This window comes from Mesorhizobium mediterraneum, from assembly GCF_002284565.1.
In the GTDB taxonomy this organism is placed as follows: domain Bacteria; phylum Pseudomonadota; class Alphaproteobacteria; order Rhizobiales; family Rhizobiaceae; genus Mesorhizobium; species Mesorhizobium mediterraneum.
This window is the reverse complement of sequence record NZ_NPKI01000006.1, coordinates 49,958-67,922: the sequence shown is the minus strand read 5'-3', so window position 1 is coordinate 67,922 and position 17,965 is coordinate 49,958. Positions and strand designations below refer to the sequence as shown.

General features: G+C 63.3%; 14 protein-coding genes. 8 read left to right on the top strand and 6 right to left on the bottom strand.

Annotation, left to right across the window (positions count from 1 at the left end):
- The first annotated feature begins 92 nt into the window (after positions 1-92).
- Together CIT25_RS02660 and CIT25_RS02655 are read left to right on the top strand one after the other, a co-directional pair.
- Positions 93-308: a DUF6356 family protein gene (locus CIT25_RS02660; RefSeq protein ID WP_095483023.1), complete on the top strand. Its 216-nt coding sequence runs from the start codon at positions 93-95 to the stop codon at positions 306-308.
- 221 nt (positions 309-529) lie between these two features.
- Entirely contained in the window at positions 530-1,903 is a 1,374-nt protein-coding gene (locus CIT25_RS02655) for an amidase (protein ID WP_095483022.1), read from the top strand.
- Here CIT25_RS02655 and CIT25_RS02650 read toward each other — a convergent pair.
- On the bottom strand, positions 1,897-2,973 hold the full coding sequence (locus CIT25_RS02650) for an NAD(P)/FAD-dependent oxidoreductase (RefSeq protein WP_095483021.1): 1,077 nt from the start codon (positions 2,971-2,973) through the stop codon (positions 1,897-1,899). The two genes, CIT25_RS02655 and CIT25_RS02650, sit on opposite strands and share 7 nt — an antisense overlap.
- A 143-nt stretch (positions 2,974-3,116) precedes the next feature.
- On the opposite strand from CIT25_RS02650, the gene CIT25_RS02645 reads away from it, so the two are divergent.
- The gene (locus CIT25_RS02645; protein WP_164897950.1) at positions 3,117-4,709 is read left to right on the top strand and encodes a peptide chain release factor 3; all 1,593 of its coding nucleotides are present in this window, start codon (positions 3,117-3,119) and stop codon (positions 4,707-4,709) included.
- 172 nt (positions 4,710-4,881) lie between these two features.
- On the opposite strand, the gene CIT25_RS02640 is transcribed toward CIT25_RS02645, so the two are convergent.
- Complete coding sequence (locus CIT25_RS02640) at positions 4,882-5,355, bottom strand: VOC family protein (protein WP_095483019.1); 474 nt, start codon at positions 5,353-5,355, stop codon at positions 4,882-4,884.
- A gap of 254 nt (positions 5,356-5,609) precedes the next feature.
- Here CIT25_RS02640 and ilvD point away from each other — a divergent pair, with 254 nt between their 5' ends.
- Complete coding sequence (gene ilvD / locus CIT25_RS02635) at positions 5,610-7,454, top strand: dihydroxy-acid dehydratase (RefSeq protein WP_095483018.1); 1,845 nt, start codon at positions 5,610-5,612, stop codon at positions 7,452-7,454.
- A gap of 171 nt (positions 7,455-7,625) precedes the next feature.
- Here ilvD and CIT25_RS02630 read toward each other — a convergent pair whose 3' ends face one another.
- A complete protein-coding gene (locus CIT25_RS02630) occupies positions 7,626-9,389 on the bottom strand; it encodes an ABC transporter ATP-binding protein (RefSeq protein ID WP_095483017.1) in 1,764 nt (587 codons plus the stop codon).
- Between the two features lie 317 nt (positions 9,390-9,706).
- Here CIT25_RS02630 and CIT25_RS02625 point away from each other — a divergent pair, with 317 nt between their 5' ends.
- The 3 genes from CIT25_RS02625 (at position 9,707) to CIT25_RS02615 (ending at position 12,432) form a co-directional block, all read left to right on the top strand.
- The gene (locus CIT25_RS02625) at positions 9,707-10,993 is read left to right on the top strand and encodes an amidohydrolase family protein (RefSeq protein ID WP_095483016.1); all 1,287 of its coding nucleotides are present in this window, start codon (positions 9,707-9,709) and stop codon (positions 10,991-10,993) included.
- A 120-nt stretch (positions 10,994-11,113) separates the two neighbouring features.
- On the top strand, positions 11,114-11,365 hold the full coding sequence (locus CIT25_RS02620) for a hypothetical protein (protein WP_095483015.1): 252 nt from the start codon (positions 11,114-11,116) through the stop codon (positions 11,363-11,365).
- Between the two features lie 146 nt (positions 11,366-11,511).
- Positions 11,512-12,432 (top strand): DMT family transporter, encoded by a 921-nt coding sequence (locus CIT25_RS02615; RefSeq protein ID WP_095483014.1) that lies wholly within the window; start codon positions 11,512-11,514, stop codon positions 12,430-12,432.
- 2 nt (positions 12,433-12,434) lie between these two features.
- On the opposite strand, the gene CIT25_RS02610 is transcribed toward CIT25_RS02615, so the two are convergent.
- Positions 12,435-13,337: a phosphotransferase family protein gene (locus CIT25_RS02610; RefSeq protein WP_095483013.1), complete on the bottom strand. Its 903-nt coding sequence runs from the start codon at positions 13,335-13,337 to the stop codon at positions 12,435-12,437.
- Positions 13,338-13,497: 160 nt separating this feature from the next.
- Between CIT25_RS02610 and CIT25_RS02605 the strand changes: the two genes are divergently transcribed.
- Entirely contained in the window at positions 13,498-14,130 is a 633-nt protein-coding gene (locus CIT25_RS02605) for a class I SAM-dependent DNA methyltransferase (protein ID WP_095483012.1), read from the top strand.
- Between the two features lie 105 nt (positions 14,131-14,235).
- On the opposite strand, the gene CIT25_RS02600 is transcribed toward CIT25_RS02605, so the two are convergent.
- Positions 14,236-16,689 (bottom strand): GcvT family protein, encoded by a 2,454-nt coding sequence (locus tag CIT25_RS02600; protein ID WP_095483011.1) that lies wholly within the window; start codon positions 16,687-16,689, stop codon positions 14,236-14,238.
- Positions 16,686-17,570, bottom strand: coding sequence for a phosphotransferase family protein (locus CIT25_RS02595; RefSeq protein WP_095483010.1), 885 nt, complete (start codon positions 17,568-17,570; stop codon positions 16,686-16,688). The genes CIT25_RS02600 and CIT25_RS02595 overlap by 4 nt, the downstream gene beginning before the upstream one ends.
- Positions 17,571-17,965: the final 395 nt, after the last annotated feature.

Sequence of the window (17,965 nt, the reverse complement as noted above, 5' to 3'; positions counted from 1 at the left end):
GCCAAACACAAGGATGATTTGGGACCGATGAACCGGCGAGGCATGTCAAGATGCGAAAGATCGGGACTTCACGCGCTGAAAAGGGGACCAGCATGACCGCACGGCTCGCAAGACTTTTCACCTCTCACCCGGCATCGGTGGGCGAAACCTATTTCGGCCACATGGCTTTCGCCGCGTGGTTCTCGTCGCGGTTGTTCATGGCGGCATTCGCCGCGCTCATTCACGCCTTCCTGCCGTTCTTGTTCGATTCTACGGCAAGCCGGATCATCCGCGAGCTTTACGAGCGGACGCACAACAGGGGACGTTAGAGGCGAAGTGCGGGCCGGCGGCCTGTCTAGGCGAAGCGGTCTGCCTCGGCATGAGCATTCGCCCCTCTCTCGGGTCGCGGTGAAGCTGGCGCTCGTCGGCTAAGCTCTGCGCAATCCCGATCAAGCGATGCCGGCCCTCGAATGCTGAACTTGGCTTGAAGCCGCGCCGCAATCCGCCATTTGGTAAGACGAGCGCTGCCAGCTAGCCGGGAGCATTGGTCATGGACCTCGTCTTTTCCTCCACCACAGAATTGGCTGCCGCCATTCGCGACCGCAAGACTTCCGCTGTGGAGGCGCTGGACGCGCATCTGGCGCAGGTCGACAGGCACAATGAGGCGGTCAACGCGGTCGTCACGCTCGACAGGGAAGGGGCGCGGCAACGCGCCGAGAAAGCCGACGAAGCGCAGGCGCGCGGCGAGGCTCTCGGGCCGTTGCACGGCGTGCCGTTCACACTGAAAGATATGCACCAAACATCGGGCATGAAGACCACGGTAGGCTTTCCGCCCTTTGCCGACTATGTGGCGAGAGAAGACAGCCCAGTCGTTCTCAGGTTGAAGGCGGCCGGCGGCGTGCTGGTCGGCAAGACAAATGTCGCAACGATGCTGGGCGACTGGCAGTCGAACAATCGGCTGTTCGGTCGCACCAATAATCCGTGGGACCTCTCGCGCACCGCGGGCGGTTCCAGCGGTGGCGCTGCCGCAGCGCTCTGCGCCGGGATGACGTCGTTCGAGGTCGGCACCGACATGCAGGATTCGATCCGGCTGCCGGCCGCCTTCTGCGGCGTCTACGGCCTCAAGCCGTCAGAGCATCGCGTCTCCTTAGCCGGCGCCTTCCCCGATCCCAATGGTGCGCCGCGCAGTGTACGGCTGATGTCCTGCATCGGCCCGCTGGCGCGCGACGTGGACGATCTGGCGCTGATCCTGGCGATCATTGCAGGACCGGATGGCAGCGACACCGATCTTGCGCCGGTGCCGGTCGAGGGCATGCCGGAGCTTGACCTCAAGACCCTGCGCATCGTTTTCGCGCCGGCCTTTCCGGGTTTTCCGGTGGCCAGCGAAATCAGGGCCGCTGTCGAGAACCTGGCAAGGGAGCTTCAGTCTGCAGGCGCGGCCGTCGAGGAAGCAAGACTCCCGACGCTCGACTTGCATGACGACCTGACGCAAGGCGGCGCGCTGATCGGCATGATGCTGGAGGCAGCGCAGCCAGAGCCGCCAGAAGAACCGACACCGGTCTCGCGCTGGTTCGAGGCGCTCGGCCGCCGCGATCAGTCAATCCTTGCCTGGGAGCGTTTTTTCGAAGGCTGCGATGCCTTGCTGTGCCCGGTCGCCATGACCACGGCCTTTCCGCATTGCGAGCCAGGAATACCGATCAAGGTCGATGACAGGGAGCAGAGCTACTGGATGCTGCCGGCCTATGGCGCGGTGTTCAACTACAGCGGCCATCCCGCACTTTCGCTGCCGTACGCGCAGGATCGTGACGGCCTGCCCATCGGTCTGCAGCTGGTCGGCAGACGCTGGTCCGAATCGCGGCTGCTCGGCATCGCCGGGGCAATAGCGCCGCTGAGCAGCGGTTTTCGCCGTCCGCCCGGCTATTGAGCGAAGCGCGCCAGGTCATAAGGTTCGAGCAGCGGATCGCGCTCGCCGTCGAGGATTTCCCGGGCGGCGAACAGGCCGACGGCTGGCGCCAGAGTGATACCGGAATGCATGACCGCGACGTAGAGCCCGCTGACGCCTTGAGCGCGCCCGATGATCGGAAAACCGTCGATCGGCGTCGGCCGGTAACCGACCGTGTGGAAATCCAGTTCCAGCCCGTCGGCGCCGCGCAACATGCTCTTCATCGCCGCAAACAGCTCGCGGGCGGTGGCTTCGGCATCCATGCCCGGATCGGCGCCGCCGAAATCCGAGCCGGCGATGATGCGGCCTTCCGCCGTCTGGCGCATGTGCAGCCGGTCGCCGATCACCAGCCCGTTGAGCAGCTTTTCGTAGGGGCGTGAGTGGACGATCAGGCCGGGCGGCGTCTCGATCGGCAGTTTTAACCCGGCCGTCGCCGCAATTGCCGGAGAGCCGGCGCCCGCCGCGATCACCACCTCGTCGGCGGCAATGCGTCCGCTTGACGTATCCACGCCGGCAACCCTGCCATTGGCCTGCACCAACGCTGTCACGGCCGTGCCGGTCATCACCCGCGCGCCGCGCAGCTCGGCGTCGGCCAGCAGCGCCTGCGTGGCGGCGACCGGTTCGGCGACACCTTCCCCAGGCACATGCAGCGCGAAATCGGGAAGCTCGGTCACGTTGGCCTCGATGCGTGCGGCTCTCGCACGATCGACGCGCTCGATGCCATAGCCCCAGCCGGAGTGCTCGGCGGCATAGGCTTCCAACTCGGCCGGCGGCAGGTCCCAGCACAGGCCGCCGCACCATGTGAGCGGAATGCCCGGCAGGTCCTGTGCCAGCCGCGTCCATTCCGCCATCGAACGGGTACGCAGCCGGAAATACGGCTCTGGATTGCTCCAGCTTGCATTGATCCAGGCAAAGGAATTCGGCGTGGCGACGCCGCCGGCGCCGCTGTCGGCAACGATTGTCACGTTCGCGCCGGCCTTCGCCAGATGCCAGGCGATGGACGCGCCGATAATGCCGGCGCCGACGACGATGACTTGCTTGGCTGCGCTCATGGACGGTCCTTTGTCGAATCGGGTCTTCTGATGTCGGTGCGGCAACCCTATCTCAAGACCGGGTGAGAGCCATCCGCCCAAAAATATTCGACAGGCTACAAAAGCGCTGCTAAAAGCCCGCGCACCACATGGGATTCCACAAATTGGCTGAAGACATCACGAACGCGGTGGCGCGCCGCCGTACTTTCGCGATCATCGCGCATCCGGACGCCGGCAAGACGACGCTGACCGAAAAGCTGCTTTTATTCGGCGGCGCCATCCAGCTTGCCGGCGAGGTCAAGGCCAAGAAGGATCGCATCCAGACCCGGTCGGACTGGATGAAGATCGAGCGCGAGCGCGGCATCTCCGTCGTCACCTCCGTAATGACCTTCGAGTATGAGGACAACGTCTTCAACCTGCTCGACACGCCCGGCCACGAGGATTTCGCCGACGACACCTATCGCACGCTGTCGGCGGTCGACGCGGCGGTCATGGTCATCGACGCCGCCAAGGGCATCGAGCCGCGCACGCTAAAACTGTTCGAGGTGTGCCGGCTGCGCGACATCCCGATCATCACCTTCGTCAACAAGATGGACCGCGAAAGCCGCGACCCGTTCGAAATCCTCGACGAGATCGAGCAGAAGCTGGCGCTGGACACCGCACCGATCACCTGGCCGATCGGCCGCGGCAAGACCTTTTCTGGCACCTATCATCTGGCGCTGAACGCCGTGCGCAAGGGCGATGCCGAGAAGGAGCGCACGCCGGTCAACGGTCCCGATTCCAACCGCGTCGCCGGCCTGTTGCCGGAGAACGAGCGCGAGGCCTTCATCGAGGAGCTGGAGCTGGCGCGCGAAGCCTGCCGTCCGCTCGACATCGACTCCTTCCGCGAGGGTCATCTGACGCCGGTCTATTTCGGTTCGGCGTTGCGCAATTACGGCGTGCGCGACCTGATCGAAGCGCTTGGCGCCTACGGGCCGCCGCCGCGCGCGCAGGAGGCCGACACGCGTAAGGTCGAGGCGACCGAGGACAAGATGACCTCGTTCGTCTTCAAGATCCAAGCCAACATGGACCCTAACCATCGCGACCGCATCGCCTTCGTCCGTGTCTGCTCGGGCAAGCTCGAGCGCGGCATGAAGGCCAAGCTGGTGCGTACGGGAAAACCGATGAGCCTGTCGGCGCCGCAATTCTTCTTCGCCCGCACCCGCGTCACCGCCGACGAGGCTTTTGCCGGCGACGTCGTCGGCATCCCCAATCACGGCACGCTGCGCATCGGCGATACGCTGACCGAGGGCGAGGAGATACTGTTCCGCGGTGTGCCGAATTTCGCGCCGGAAATCCTGCGCCGCGTCCGCCTCGGCGACGCGATGAAGGCCAAGAAGCTCAAGGAAGCGCTACACCAGATGGCCGAGGAAGGCGTCGTGCAACTGTTCTCGCCGGAGGACGGTTCACCGGCAATCGTCGGCGTCGTCGGTGCGCTGCAGCTCGACGTGCTGAAAGAGCGGCTGAACTTCGAATACACGCTGCCCGTCGATTTCGAGATGTCGCGCTTTTCCGTCTGCCGTTGGATATCGGCTGACGACAAGGCCGAAGTGCATCGCTTCATCGAGGCGCATCGCGGCGACATCGCCCGCGACCTCGACAACGACCCGGTGTTCCTGGCCCAGCACGCCTTTTCGCTCAACTACGAGGCCGAACGCTGGAAGGCGATCCGCTTCGCCGCGGTCAAGGATTACCAGGTCCGCGACAAGGCAGCTTAGGAGATCCTTTGCCTTCTCCCCCTGTGGGAGAAGGTGTCGCCGAAGGCGACGGATGAGGGGTGTTCCAGGGAACGCCAACGCCTCATTCCGCTGGAACACCCCTCAACCGTCTTGGCGCTGCGCGCCGATCCACCTTCTCCCACAGGGGGAGAAGGCAAGGTCGCGCGTTCGCTCACCCCCTGGCTGCGTCTTCGATCTTGGCGATGTCGATCTTGGTCATCTGCATCATCGCCTGCATCACCCGGTTGGCCTTGGCCTGGTCGGGATCAAGCAGCAGCCTGGGCAACTGCTCCGGCACGACCTGCCAGGACACGCCGAATTTGTCCTTCAGCCAGCTGCACTGGCTGGGCTCGCCACCGCCTTCGATGAGTCTGTCCCAGAAATAGTCGACCTCCTCCTGCGTCTTGCAGTCGATGGAGAGCGAGACTGCCTCGGTGAACTTGAATTGCGGCCCGCCGTTGAGCGCCTGGAACTGAACGCCGTCGAGCTCGAAATAGGTCACCAGAACCTTGCCCTCACTATCGCCGCTGCCCTCGGGCCAGCGCATTACGTTCAGCACCTTCGAATTCTTGAAGATGGACATGTAGAAGTTCATGGCCTCCTCGGCCTGGTCGTCGAACCACAGGCAGGGGGTGATCTTTTGCATTTGCTTGCTCCTCGGCTGTTGCAGTTGGCTATCACGGTGAAACGGCCCGGCTTGGCGGTGGTGTTCTTTGCCCTGCCGTTTGCCAAGGACGCCCGGGCGGCGCGCAATCCGACAGTGTCATCAAATTTTCTTGGGAAAATCTGGCGCATTGCAAAATTGTGGCCAGACCAGGCGTCGGCGTCTATAACGCCTGCGGTCCGAATTCAGCGCCGCCGCGCTCCCATCGAGCGCAGCCAGCCAGCCAAGGAAAATTCATGCCCGCCTATCGCTCCCGCACCACAACCCATGGCCGCAACATGGCCGGCGCCCGTGGCCTTTGGCGCGCCACCGGCATGAAGGATTCCGATTTCGGCAAGCCGATCATCGCCGTGGTCAACTCCTTTACCCAGTTCGTGCCGGGTCACGTCCATCTCAAGGATCTCGGCCAACTGGTCGCCCGCGAGATCGAAAAGGCCGGCGGCGTTGCCAAAGAGTTCAACACCATCGCCGTCGACGACGGCATCGCCATGGGCCACGACGGCATGCTCTATTCGCTGCCGTCGCGCGAGCTGATCGCCGACTCGGTCGAGTATATGGTCAACGCGCACTGCGCCGACGCCATGGTCTGCATCTCCAATTGCGACAAGATCACACCCGGCATGCTGATGGCCTCGCTGCGTCTCAACATCCCGACCGTCTTTGTCTCCGGCGGGCCGATGGAGGCCGGCAAGGTGGTGCTCGCCGGCAAGACGCAGGCGCTGGATCTGGTCGACGCCATGGTCGCGGCCGCTGATGACAAGATCTCCGACGAGGACGTCAAGACCATCGAGCGCTCGGCCTGCCCGACCTGCGGCTCCTGCTCTGGCATGTTCACCGCCAATTCGATGAATTGCCTGACCGAGGCGCTGGGCCTTTCCCTACCTGGCAACGGCTCGACGCTGGCGACCCATGCCGACCGCAAGCGGCTGTTCGTCGAGGCCGGCCATCTGATCGTCGATCTCGCCCAGCGCTACTACGAGCAGGACGACGACACCGCGCTGCCGCGCAACATCGCCTCGAAGGGCGCATTCGAGAACGCGATGACGCTCGACATCGCCATGGGCGGCTCGACCAACACCGTGCTGCACATTCTCGCTGCAGCGCATGAGGGCGAGATCAACTTCGACCAGGACGACATCGACGCGCTGTCGCGCAAGGTGCCGGTGCTGTGCAAGGTTGCCCCCGCCAAGGCCGATGTGCACATGGAAGACGTCCACCGCGCCGGCGGCATCATGGCGATCCTCGGCCAGCTCGACAACGCCGGGCTGATCAATCGCGACCTGCCGACCGTACATACGCGAACGCTCGGTGAAGCGCTCGACCATTGGGACATCTCCCGCACCACCAGTCAAAGCGTCCGCGACTTCTTTCTGGCGGCTCCGGGCGGCGTGCCGACGCAAGTCGCCTTCAGTCAGGACCGCCGCTGGGACGAGCTCGATCTCGACCGGGAGAAGGGTGTCATCCGCTCGGCCGAGCACCCGTTTTCCAAGGACGGTGGCCTTGCCGTGCTCAAGGGCAACCTTGCGCTGGACGGCTGCATCGTGAAGACCGCCGGCGTCGATGAATCGATCCTGAAATTCACCGGCCCGGCCAGAGTGTTCGAAAGCCAGGACGCCAGCGTCAAAGCGATCCTGTCCAACGAGATCAAGGCCGGCGATGTCGTCGTCATCCGCTACGAGGGGCCGCGTGGCGGCCCTGGCATGCAGGAAATGCTCTACCCGACCAGCTATCTCAAGTCGAAGGGCCTCGGCAAAGCCTGCGCGCTGGTCACCGATGGCCGCTTCTCCGGCGGCACCTCCGGCCTGTCGATCGGCCATGCGTCCCCGGAGGCGGCGGAAGGCGGGCTGATCGGGCTGGTGCAGGAGGGCGACACGATCGAGATCGATATCCCGAACCGTACCATCCGGCTTGCTGTCGACGACGCGGAACTGGTCGCCCGCCGCGCGGCGATGGAGGCAAAGGGAGCTGCCGCCTGGAAGCCCGTGGAACAGCGCAAGCGCAAGGTGACGATGGCCTTGCGCGCCTATGCCGCGATGGCAACCAGTGCTGCAAAGGGTGCGGTAAGGTACGTGCCGGAGTAGCGCGGTTCTTCCCTTCTCCCCTTGTGAGAGAAGGTGGCCTTGCGAAGCGAGGTCGGATGAGGGGTGTTCCAGGGAACGCCAGCGCCTCATTCCGTCCAGCACCCCTCAACCGTCTCGGCGCTGCGCGCCGATCCACCTTCTCCCACAACAAGGGGAGAAGGGAACAGAGCGCTACGGCATCAACTGGTATTCATAAAGCTTCTGGTAGAGGCCGCCTTGCCTGAGCAGCGCCCGGTGCGGGCCGCTTTCCACCACTTTGCCGGCTTCCAGAACCACGATCGTGTCGGCCTGGTGCACGGTCGACAGCCGGTGGGCGATGACGATGGTGGTGCGCCCGACCGTTAGCTGCTGTAGCGCGTCGCGAAACAGCGCCTCGGATTCGGCATCGAGCGCGCTGGTCGCCTCGTCCAGCAGCAGGATCTCCGCGTTGCGCAGCATGGCACGCGCGATCGAAATCCGCTGGCGCTGCCCACCGGAAAGCAGCGCGCCGTTCTCGCCGACCTCCGTGTCGTAGCCTTTCGCCATGGCGGTGATGAAATTGTGGGCGTTGGCTGCCTTGGCGGCGGCGATCACGTCCTCGTCGGGCGCGTCCTGCCGCCCGAGACGGATGTTGTGCATCACCGTGCCGGCAAACAGGAACGTGTCCTGGCTCACATAGGCGATCTTCTGCCGCAGTGAGGCGAGTGTGGCGTGCGCAATGTCCTGGCCATCGAACAGCACCTTGCCGCTCTGCGGGTCGTACATACGCATGATCAGGTTGAGGATGGTCGACTTGCCGCCGCCCGATGGCCCGACCAGCGCCGTCATCTTGCCTGCCGCCAGGGTCAGGTCGAACCCTTCGAACACCGGCGGGCTTTCCGGATAGGCAAAGCTGACATTGTCGAAACGGATTTCGCCCGGCCCCGGCCGCAGCGGCTTGGCGTCCGGCTTTTCGGCCAGCGTCAGCGGCCGGTCGGCGAGCTGGAACATCATGCGCACGCCGACGATGCCGGTTTCCAGCGAGATACGCACGCGGGCGAGGCGCTTTGCCGGTTCATAGGCAAGCAGCAGCGCCGCGATGAAGGCCATGATGTTGCCTGGCATCTGGCCCCCCTGCAGGACCAGAAGGCCGCTAACCAGGATGGCGCCGGAGATCGCCAGTCCGGCAAGCGTTTCCATCACCGGGCTGGTGGCAGCCTCCAGTGTAGCAATGTTGTTGGCGCGGTTCTCGACATCCGACACCGCCTTGTGCATGCGCTTGCGCATCGCGCCTTCGAGACCGAACGATTTGACGACACGCACGCCGATTGCCGTTTCCTGCATCACCTGCACGATCTGGCCTAGCGAGCGGAATTCCTGCGCGGCGATCTTGCGGACGCGCTTCAGGATGCGGTTGACGCCGTAGATGGCTATGGGCCCGATGACGAAGCAGATCAGGGACAGCGCAGGCTGCTGCCAGACCATGACCGCCACCAGGACAACCAACGTCACCAGGTCGCGCACATAGGACGTGACGACGAGGTCGAGCACGCTGCGAGCGGCCTGTGCATTGTTGGTCATGCGGGTGATCAGGTCGGATGACGAGGTCGAATGGTAGAACTCGATGCCTTGCGCCAGGATGCGGTCGTAGATCTTGCGCTGCCGTTCGGCGATGATGCTGTTGCCGACGCGGCTCATGAAATAGGCTTGGACGAAATTGGCGATGCCCTTGGCGATGAAGATCGCGGCGACCGCTGCGGCAATCCAGTTGATGCGCTCGACTCTTTTGTAGATCACAAACTCATTGGTGATTTCGCGCAGAATCCAGGCGCTGGCGCCCGTCATGGCGGCCACCACCAGCATCGACAGTATGGCGGCGCCGTATCCAAACTTGTGCTGGTGAAAGGATTCCCTGATCAGCCTTACGATAAGGCGCCGGTTCTCTTCCGAGCGTTCGTCACCTTTGAGGAACTTCAAGTTCACACTGGATTTCCGTGGTTGCGAATGTGGCGTTGAGCCCGAAGCCGATCGCTGCGCCGCGACACACGATGCGGATTCGCCTCAATGGACGAAAGGCGGCTTATAGAGTGAGTTGTGGTCGGATGGAACTGTTCGCTGCCGCGGAAAGAAACGGCTGCGGCAACCTGTCTTTTGCTCCACGATGCACACGGCCCCGGAAATCGGATTCGATTTTCGCTGGGGATCATGCGCAAAATCAAAGTGCTGCAGCGTCCTTTGCGCGTCCAAGAGGACGCGCGGCGCTGTAACGTGATTCTGAAAGAGGACGACGACAGATGAATTTCGACCTTATCGTCCGCGGCGGCGTGCTGCCCGACGGCACAATCGCCGACATCGGCATCATCGGCGAGACGATCGCGGCCATCGAGCCAGAGTTGAACGTCACCGCGGGCACGGCGATCGACGCCCATGGCAATCTGGTCTCGCCGCCCTTCGTCGATCCGCACTTCCACATGGACGCCACGCTCTCCCTGGGAATCCCGCGCATCAACGCGTCTGGCACGTTGCTGGAAGGCATTTCGCTTTGGGGCGAATTGAAGCCGCTGCTGACGCATGAGGCGGTGCGCGACCGCGCCCTCGCCTATTGCGACTGGGCGGTGTCGATGGGTCTGCTCGCCATCCGCACCCATGTCGATGTCTGCGACGACCGCTTGCTGGCGGTTGAAGCCCTGCTCGACGTGAAGAAGACGGTCGCGCCCTATATCGACCTGCAACTGGTCGCCTTCCCGCAGGACGGGTTTTACCGCTCGCCGACGGCGCGCGACAACACCATCAGGGCGCTCGACATGGGTGTCGACATCGTTGGGGGCATTCCGCATTTCGAGCGCACCATGGCCGACGGCACGCGGTCTGTGACGGAACTGTGCGAGATCGCGGCAAAGCGCGGGCTGATGGTCGACCTGCATTGCGACGAGACCGATGATCCGCTGTCGCGCCATATCGAGCAGCTAGCCTATGAGACGCAACGCCTCGGCCTGCACGGTAGGGTCGCCGGCTCGCATCTCACTTCGATGCACTCAATGGACAATTACTATGTCTCGAAGCTGTTGCCGTTGATCGCCGAGGCCGGCGTCTCGGCGATCCCCAATCCGCTTATCAACATCATGCTGCAGGGCCGCCACGACACATTTCCCAAGCGCCGCGGCCTGACGCGGGTTAAGGAAATGCTTGCCCTCGGCATCCGCGTCGGCTGGGGCCAGGATTGCGTGCTCGACCCCTGGTATTCGCTGGGCACCGCCGACATGCTCGACGTCGCCTTCATGGGTCTTCACGTCGCTCAGATGTCGAGCCCGGCCGACATGGCGCGCTGCTTCGACATGGTCACCAATGTCAACGCCGCCATCATGGGCCTCGACGATCTCGGCCTGGCGGTCGGCAAGCGCGCCAGCCTCGTCGTCCTCGATGCCGGCGATCCGGTCGAGGCCTTGCGTCTGCGTCCCGAGCGCCTCTGCGTCATCGCCAGGGGCAAGGTGGTGGCCGAGCGGGCCAAGCAGGAAACGCGACTCTCGATCGCAGGACGGCCAGGAACTGTGAACCGCAGGCATCGCCCGCCCATTTCATGACCAATAATGGCAGGCCCAATAGGACATTGAACCTGCATCAAGCCGCACGCTTCGATCAGATTGATAGGTCCCAACCTTAAGTCTACAATCAGGCTCCAGTTTTATGTCGAGGAGGACACCATGTGGCACAAGACGGCGATGGTGGTCGCGTTGGCGGCGATCTCAGGCTGCATGACGGCAGAAGACCGTCGTGCCGCGGACGAGGCGAAATGCCGGTCCTACGGCTTCGCCAGGAAGAATGATGCCTTCGCGGAATGCCTGCAGCGCATCGATCTCGCGCGGCGCGCGGAACTGAGAAGCGCGTCGGCTTTCGATCCCTGGGACCGGCTCGTGATCTATCGGCCGGTCATCCTTCGGCCACGGCCAAAGTAGGCCGTTCAAATCGGCGACTTTCAGTATAGGCCCAGCCGATTTCCGGCTCTGGTCTGGCCGGGTTCCCGATTTACGCTCGTCAAAGCGGCTGCTTGCGTCTACGACGCTGCTCACCGAGCTTTCATGCGGGAGGAAGCGACATCGGCATGGCACAGCCAACAGCCCAGAATTCGACGATCAGGAACGTGCTTTTGGCTGGCATTCTGCTGATGCTTGCCGGCGATTTCCTGTTTGCGTTGAACGATGCGATGGGCAAATGGCTGGTCGCCAGCTTTTCCGTCGGCCAAGTCGTGCTGATCCGTTCGATCGGCGCCTTTTTCGTGCTCGGCCCGATGATCGCGCGTCAAGGTACGGCCAAGCTGTTCCGCATGGAGCGACCTGAGCTGCAGGTCTTGCGCGTCGTTATGACGACGCTCGACACGGCGCTGTTTTATGCCGCTGTCGTCTACCTGCCGCTCGCCGACGTTATGAGTTTCTACATGGCGGGGCCGATCTACGTTGCGGCCTTGTCCCATCTGTTGCTCGGTGAAAAGGTCGGCTGGCGCCGCTGGATGGCGATCCTGGTCGGCTTCTGCGGCGTGCTGATCATGCTCAAACCGTCCTCGGCCGCGTTTTCGCTGTCGTCGACCTTTGCATTGGCCGGAAGCATTTCATTCGCCTTCGCCATCATCCTCAACCGGCGGCTGCGCGGCACCAGCGACACCTCGCTCGTGACCTGGCAAACCATCGGCACATTGCTAGTCGGCGCGGTGCTGACCATCGGCAACTGGCAGACGCCGTCCTCGCTCGATTTCGGCGCCATGCTGCTTCTCGGCATCGTCTCCTGCGGCGCGCATCTGATGATCACAAGGGCGCTGAAGCTGGCGCCCGCCTCGACGCTGGCGCCGCTGCACTACAGCCTGCTGCTGTGGGCCGTCATCTTCGGGCTGGCCTTCTTCGGCGACATGCCCGGCCCGCGCATCCTGATCGGCTCTGGGATCATCGTGCTGGCCGGCCTGTTCATCTTCCATCGCCAGAAGGTGGTCGACACTGTGCCGCCCGAACACGTGCCGAAAGGCGTAAATTAGGTCTAACCCGCGCGCACCGCCGCCAGATGCCTTGAAAACTCCGGCGTCTCCATCAGCGCCTTGCAGCGCGAAAAACGCCCGTCGGCATAGGCGCGGAAATCGTCGACCGGATTGCTATTGGCAAGCTGGATCAGCCCCCACAGCGTCCACAGCAGGTCGCACATTGCCTTGTAGATGACAACGCGGCCGCGCTCCGCCGGCGTTGGCTCGCCACCGAAATAGGCGAGCATCATCTCTTCCTCCTGCGCCGTATCAAACTGTCCTTCGACGCTGAGGTCGCCGAGATCCCAGAGCGGATCGTTCATGCCGGAATACTCCCAGTCGACGATCCACATCCTGTCGCCCGTATCGAGGAAGTTTTCGCACAGCGGATCGCAGTGGCAGGCGGCGAGGGGCAGGGGATGCGCGGCAAGGGCCGAGCGCACGGTTTCCGCCTCACGTACCACGTCGTGATAGCCGGTGGGCAGGGCGACGTCCTTGGTCGACAATACCTTCAGATAGTCGTCGATCATCGCAAAAAGCTCGAAGCGGAAGGGAAACACGGCGCCGGATGTATGCAATCTGCGGAAAGCTTCGCCGGCACGCGCCGGACTGCCCGGCCGGGTCCTGAATTTTTCCGGCGACATCGTCTCGGCTCCGACGACGAAACGCGTCATCATCACGCCTGTCTCGCCGTCGACATGCAGCACCTCGGGGCTGACGCCGGCCTTGGCGGCTTCCCGTGCCGCCACCGCCTCGTTGGCGCGGTTGATATACTCCTCTGTGCCCTTGCCGGGAATCCGGAGGCAGACATCTCCAGCCCTGAAGACGAGGTTGGTGAGGCCGCCAAGCCGCTCCAGCGGTCCCTGGTAGGCGGCCAGCATTGGAATGGCTGCAAGCGCCGCGCGTGCTTCCTCGTCCACCATCGCTTTCCGCCCCCTTTCGCGTCTTTATTTGTGGCGACGACGGTTCCACAAATTTCACCGTTTGGCTATCATCGCCGGCATGCGATTCACTCCAGCGCCGTGCGTCCCTGTTGGACGCGCAAAGGTCGCTGCAGCACTTGATTTTGCGGATAGGACTGCGATGGCGGACAGGAAAAATGAGGGTGCGCTCGCCGCAGCCTATGCAGCGCAGCGGCCAGAGGAGGTGGCGGCGCTCTACGACCGCTGGTCCGACACCTACGACGCCGACATGTTGGCGGCCGGTTACCGCCATCCAACCATCTGCCTTGCCTTGCTTGCCCGCCATTTGCCGCGCGGCGCGGCACCGCTCCTCGATGCTGGGGCCGGAACCGGGCTGATTGGCGAATGGCTTGCCATCACAGGCTATCCGCACGTTGAGGCGCTCGACATATCTGCGGGCATGCTGGCCAAGGCCGAGCGCAAGGGCGTCTATTCGGCGCTTCACTGCCTGGCGCTCGGCGGGCCGCTGCCTTTCGCGGATAATGCCTATGCCGGGATCATATCGGCCGGCGTCTTCACCTCGGGCCATGTCGGCGCAGAGGGGCTGGACGAACTGATCCGCATCTGCCGGCCGGGCGGGGTGATCGTGCTGACGGTCAAGAGCACGCTGTGGGACGCCGGCTTTTCCGCACGAATTGCCGACCTTGAGGCGAATGGCATCGTCACGCGCGCCGAGGAGACGTCGCCCTATGTGTCCATGCCGGGCGAGGCGGACACTGTGCCCAGCCGTGGCCTCGTTCTGCGCGTGAGCTGATCTAATGCATGTCGCCCAAAAGTGCGCAGCGGTTTTGGGATAAAGACATGCATAAAAACAAGAACTTAAAGCGCGTCGCATGAATCCCTTCAGACGCGACGCGCTTTAGGCTCTGATCTTTTCTCCCGCCGGATCGTAAAGCGGCTCGAGGTGGATCTTTGCCGGTGTCCGCTCCATCGCGACCACCAGCGCGTAATCGCCGGAGGCGAGAAAATCGTCGCTGACGCCATCGGCGTTGCGCACGTAGCCATAGCCGATATTTTTGCCAATGGTGTAGCCATAGCCGCCGCTGGTCAGGTAGCCGACCGGCTCGTTGTTGCGCAATATCGTCTCGCGCCCGAGCAGCACGATCTCGCAATCGTCGACCGTAAAGCCGGCAAAGCGTTTTTTCGGTGCGGCGCCGCTGATGCTTTCCAGAGCCCGCCTGCCGAGGAAATCTGTATTCTTTCTGAGTTTCACCGCCCAGCCGAGACCGGCCTCCTGCGGCGTGTCGTTGGGTGTGATGTCGGAGCCCCAGGCGCGGTAGCCTTTTTCCAGACGTAGTGATTCCAGCGCCCGGTAACCGACCGGGCGGATGTTGTATGTCCTGCCTGCGGCCATCAGCGTGTCGAAAATCTCGCCCGTTGCCGCGATCGGCACATGCAGTTCCCAGCCAAGCTCGCCGACATAGGTGATGCGCAGCGCCCGGATGGTGTGGGTGGCAATGGAGATTTCCCGCACATGGCCGAACGGGAAAGCGGTGTTCGACACATCCGCATCGGTCACCGCAGCCAGCACGTCGCGGGCACGCGGTCCCATCAGCGACAGCGTGCCGAAATCCTCGGTGACATCGGTGAGCGTCACATCGAGCTCCTTGCCGACATGGTCGCCGATCCACGAGAAATCATGCGTCCTGAAACCGGTGCCGGTGACGACGTAGAACCGTTCTTCGCCGAGCCGCGCCACGGTCAAGTCGGCCTCGATGCCGCCGCGCGTGTTGAGAAGCTGCGTGTAGGTCAACCGGCCGACCGGCTTGCTGATGTCGTTGGCGCAGATCCAGTCGAGCGCCTTCAGCGCGTCCGCGCCGGTCATCTCGTATTTGGCGAAGGACGACTGGTCGAAGATGCCGACGCTCTCGCGCACGTGCCGGTGCTCGTCGCCAACGGCTGAAAACCAGTTCTGCCGGCCCATCGAATAGATGTCCTTTGGCTCGACACCTTCGGGCGCGAACCAGTTCGGCCGCTCCCAGCCGAGTTTCGAGCCGAACACAGCGCGGTGCTTTTGCAGCCGTTCATAGAGCGGCGACACGATCCGCGGCCGGCCCGTGGCATACTCCTCATGCGGGAAGCCGATCGTGTAGTGCTTGCCATAGGCTTCCAGCGTGCGGTCGCGGACCCATTGCCGGTCGCGGTGCAGGTCGGAAAAGCGCCTGATATCGACCACCCACAGGTCGAATGGCGCCTCGCCGCCGACCACCCATTGCGCCAACACCCAGCCGGCGCCGCCGCCCGCCGCGATGCCGAAGGCGTTGAAGCCGGCGCCGACGAACATGTTGGCGCATTCGGGCGCCACGCCGAGGATGAAATTGCCGTCGGGCGTGAAACTCTCCGGTCCGTTGATCATCTGCTTGACGCCGACGGTTTCGAGCGCCGGAATCCGCGCGATCGCCTGGTTCATATGCTGCTCGAAATGATCGTAATCGTCGTCGAACAGCCGGAACTCCCAGTCGTCAGGGACGTCGCCGCCGGGAAGATCGGTCGTCCAGGCTTGCGGGTTCGGCTCATAGCCGCCCATCACCAGCCCGCCGACCTCCTCCTTGAAATAGGTGCGGCGGTCGGGGTCGCGGATCGTCGGCGCATCGGTCGCCAACCCGTCGATCTTTTCGGTGATTATATACTGGTGCTTCACTGGCTGCAGCGGCACGTTGATGCCGGCTAGCGCACCGACCTGCCGCGCCCATTGCCCTGCACAATTCACCACCTTGTCGCAGGCGATATCGCCCCTGTTGGTCTTTACCGCGGTGATGCGGCCATCCTTCAAATCGAAGCCGGTGACGCGCACATCCTCGAACAGTCTGGCGCCATGCATGCGCGCGCCTTTGGCCAGCGACTGCGTGATGTCGGAAGGGCTTGCCTGGCCGTCGGTCGGCAGCCAGCTGGCACCGACGAGATCGCCGGTTTCCAGCAGCGGCCACATTGTCTTGACCTCGGCCGGTGACAGCAACTGCATGTCCATGCCAAAGCTTTTCGCCGTCGTCGCCAGCCTCTTATACTCGATCCAGCGGTCGGCATTGGTGGCGAGCCTGAGGCACCCGGTCATCTTCCAGCCGGTGGCCAGCCCGGTTTCGGCCTCCAGCCCTTTGTAGAGATCGACCGAATATTTGAGCACCCGGGTGATGGAGGCCGACGACCGCAACTGACCGACCAGCCCCGCCGCATGCCACGTGGAGCCCGAAGTCAGCTTGCCCTGCTCCAAAAGCACGACATCGGCCTTGTGGTCACGCGCCAGATGATAGGCCGTCGAGCAGCCGATAATGCCGCCGCCGATGACGACGATCTCGGCATGGGCGGGCAATGTCATGATTTTTGTCCGTATTTTGTTCTGTAGTTTTCCAGCGCGGCATCGAGCCGCGTCAGGTTTTCGTCGGTATAGGCGACATAGTCGATGCCGGGCGCGTCGAGATAAAGTTCAGAAACCATGCTCCACATCGCCTCGCGCAGCAGCGATGCGCATTGCATGGCTGCATGCGAGCGGCGGATCGCCTCGTCCGGCTCCTTCATGAAATAGGCGGTTAGAAAGGCGAAGGACTCCTCGTCGCTCATGCCGGCGTTCGAGGCGACGCCGGCAAGGTCGAACATCGCCGTGTTGAAACCGGCATATTCGAAATCGATCAGCCAAAGCCTGTCGCCATCGTCGAGAATATTAGCCGGCAAAAGATCATTGTGGCCAAAAACGATCGGCAGCAGTTTCTGCGCCCGTTCGAGTTCGTCCGCAAGCGTCAGCAACCGCGGTAACTCGCTTCGCATGCGGCTGCCGCCTTCCTCCAGCGTGCGCGCATAGTCGCGGATGACATGGAACACCCAGAACATGAAGCCGGCGCCGGAGACATGATTGGGCATCTCCCGATGAAAGCCGCGCATCAGGGCGGCGACGCGGCCGATATTGGCGCGCACATCCTCCGCGACAAAGGTCCTGGCGCCGAGGTACTCTGTCACTATGATGCCGGACTCGGTATGGCGGACGGCCGGCCCAAAGCCGGCGGCGTGAGCTGCGCGCGCGGTCATCACCTCACGCTCGCGAAAGACATGGTGGAACGGAAAGTCCTGACCGAAGCGCACGACATGCCGCCCGGCCGCATCCTTGACCAGATAGTTGGCGTTGCTCAGGCCGCCCGGCAGCGGAGCGATCTCGATGCTGCCGGTCCAGCAGGGCAGCGCGCGGATGCGGTCCTCGGCGGTCACAGGCTCATCCCTCGTTGGGCGGGGTTCAAGACGCCGCGGGCGAGACAAAGATGGCGGCCGGCAGGAGGGAGCAATGCGAAGATCTCGTCGGTGCGGGATGCCAGGATCGGTATCCCGCACCGCACCGACGAGCCCCTGTGCCGGGTTCTTCGACGCCGGCATCCGCCCCCGCGGATTCGAAAAAATTCCTATCCCTTGCCCCGGACGATTTTCCAGACGTTCGGGTAAGCGAATTTTGATGCGGCTCTGCCATCGTTCTCCCGTGGCCATTCCGAGCCTATCACCTAGCTAGTGTCGCGCCATGTGATCTGGCTTGTCAACGAAAACTTGTGGCTTTTTCTGTCTTCTTGCCCGGATTCGCAAGGATTCCTTGTGTACTGTGGCGAATTTGCCTT

Coding starts and splice junctions, on each gene's coding strand:
- CIT25_RS02660 (WP_095483023.1), top strand. CDS start 93: ATGACCGCACGGCTCGCAAGACTTTTCACCTCTCACCCGGCATCGGTG.
- CIT25_RS02655 (WP_095483022.1), top strand. CDS start 530: ATGGACCTCGTCTTTTCCTCCACCACAGAATTGGCTGCCGCCATTCGC.
- CIT25_RS02650 (WP_095483021.1), bottom strand. CDS start 2,973: ATGAGCGCAGCCAAGCAAGTCATCGTCGTCGGCGCCGGCATTATCGGC.
- CIT25_RS02640 (WP_095483019.1), bottom strand. CDS start 5,355: ATGCAAAAGATCACCCCCTGCCTGTGGTTCGACGACCAGGCCGAGGAG.
- ilvD (WP_095483018.1), top strand. CDS start 5,610: ATGCCCGCCTATCGCTCCCGCACCACAACCCATGGCCGCAACATGGCC.
- CIT25_RS02625 (WP_095483016.1), top strand. CDS start 9,707: ATGAATTTCGACCTTATCGTCCGCGGCGGCGTGCTGCCCGACGGCACA.
- CIT25_RS02620 (WP_095483015.1), top strand. CDS start 11,114: ATGTGGCACAAGACGGCGATGGTGGTCGCGTTGGCGGCGATCTCAGGC.
- CIT25_RS02615 (WP_095483014.1), top strand. CDS start 11,512: ATGGCACAGCCAACAGCCCAGAATTCGACGATCAGGAACGTGCTTTTG.
- CIT25_RS02610 (WP_095483013.1), bottom strand. CDS start 13,337: ATGGTGGACGAGGAAGCACGCGCGGCGCTTGCAGCCATTCCAATGCTG.
- CIT25_RS02605 (WP_095483012.1), top strand. CDS start 13,498: ATGGCGGACAGGAAAAATGAGGGTGCGCTCGCCGCAGCCTATGCAGCG.
- CIT25_RS02600 (WP_095483011.1), bottom strand. CDS start 16,689: ATGACATTGCCCGCCCATGCCGAGATCGTCGTCATCGGCGGCGGCATT.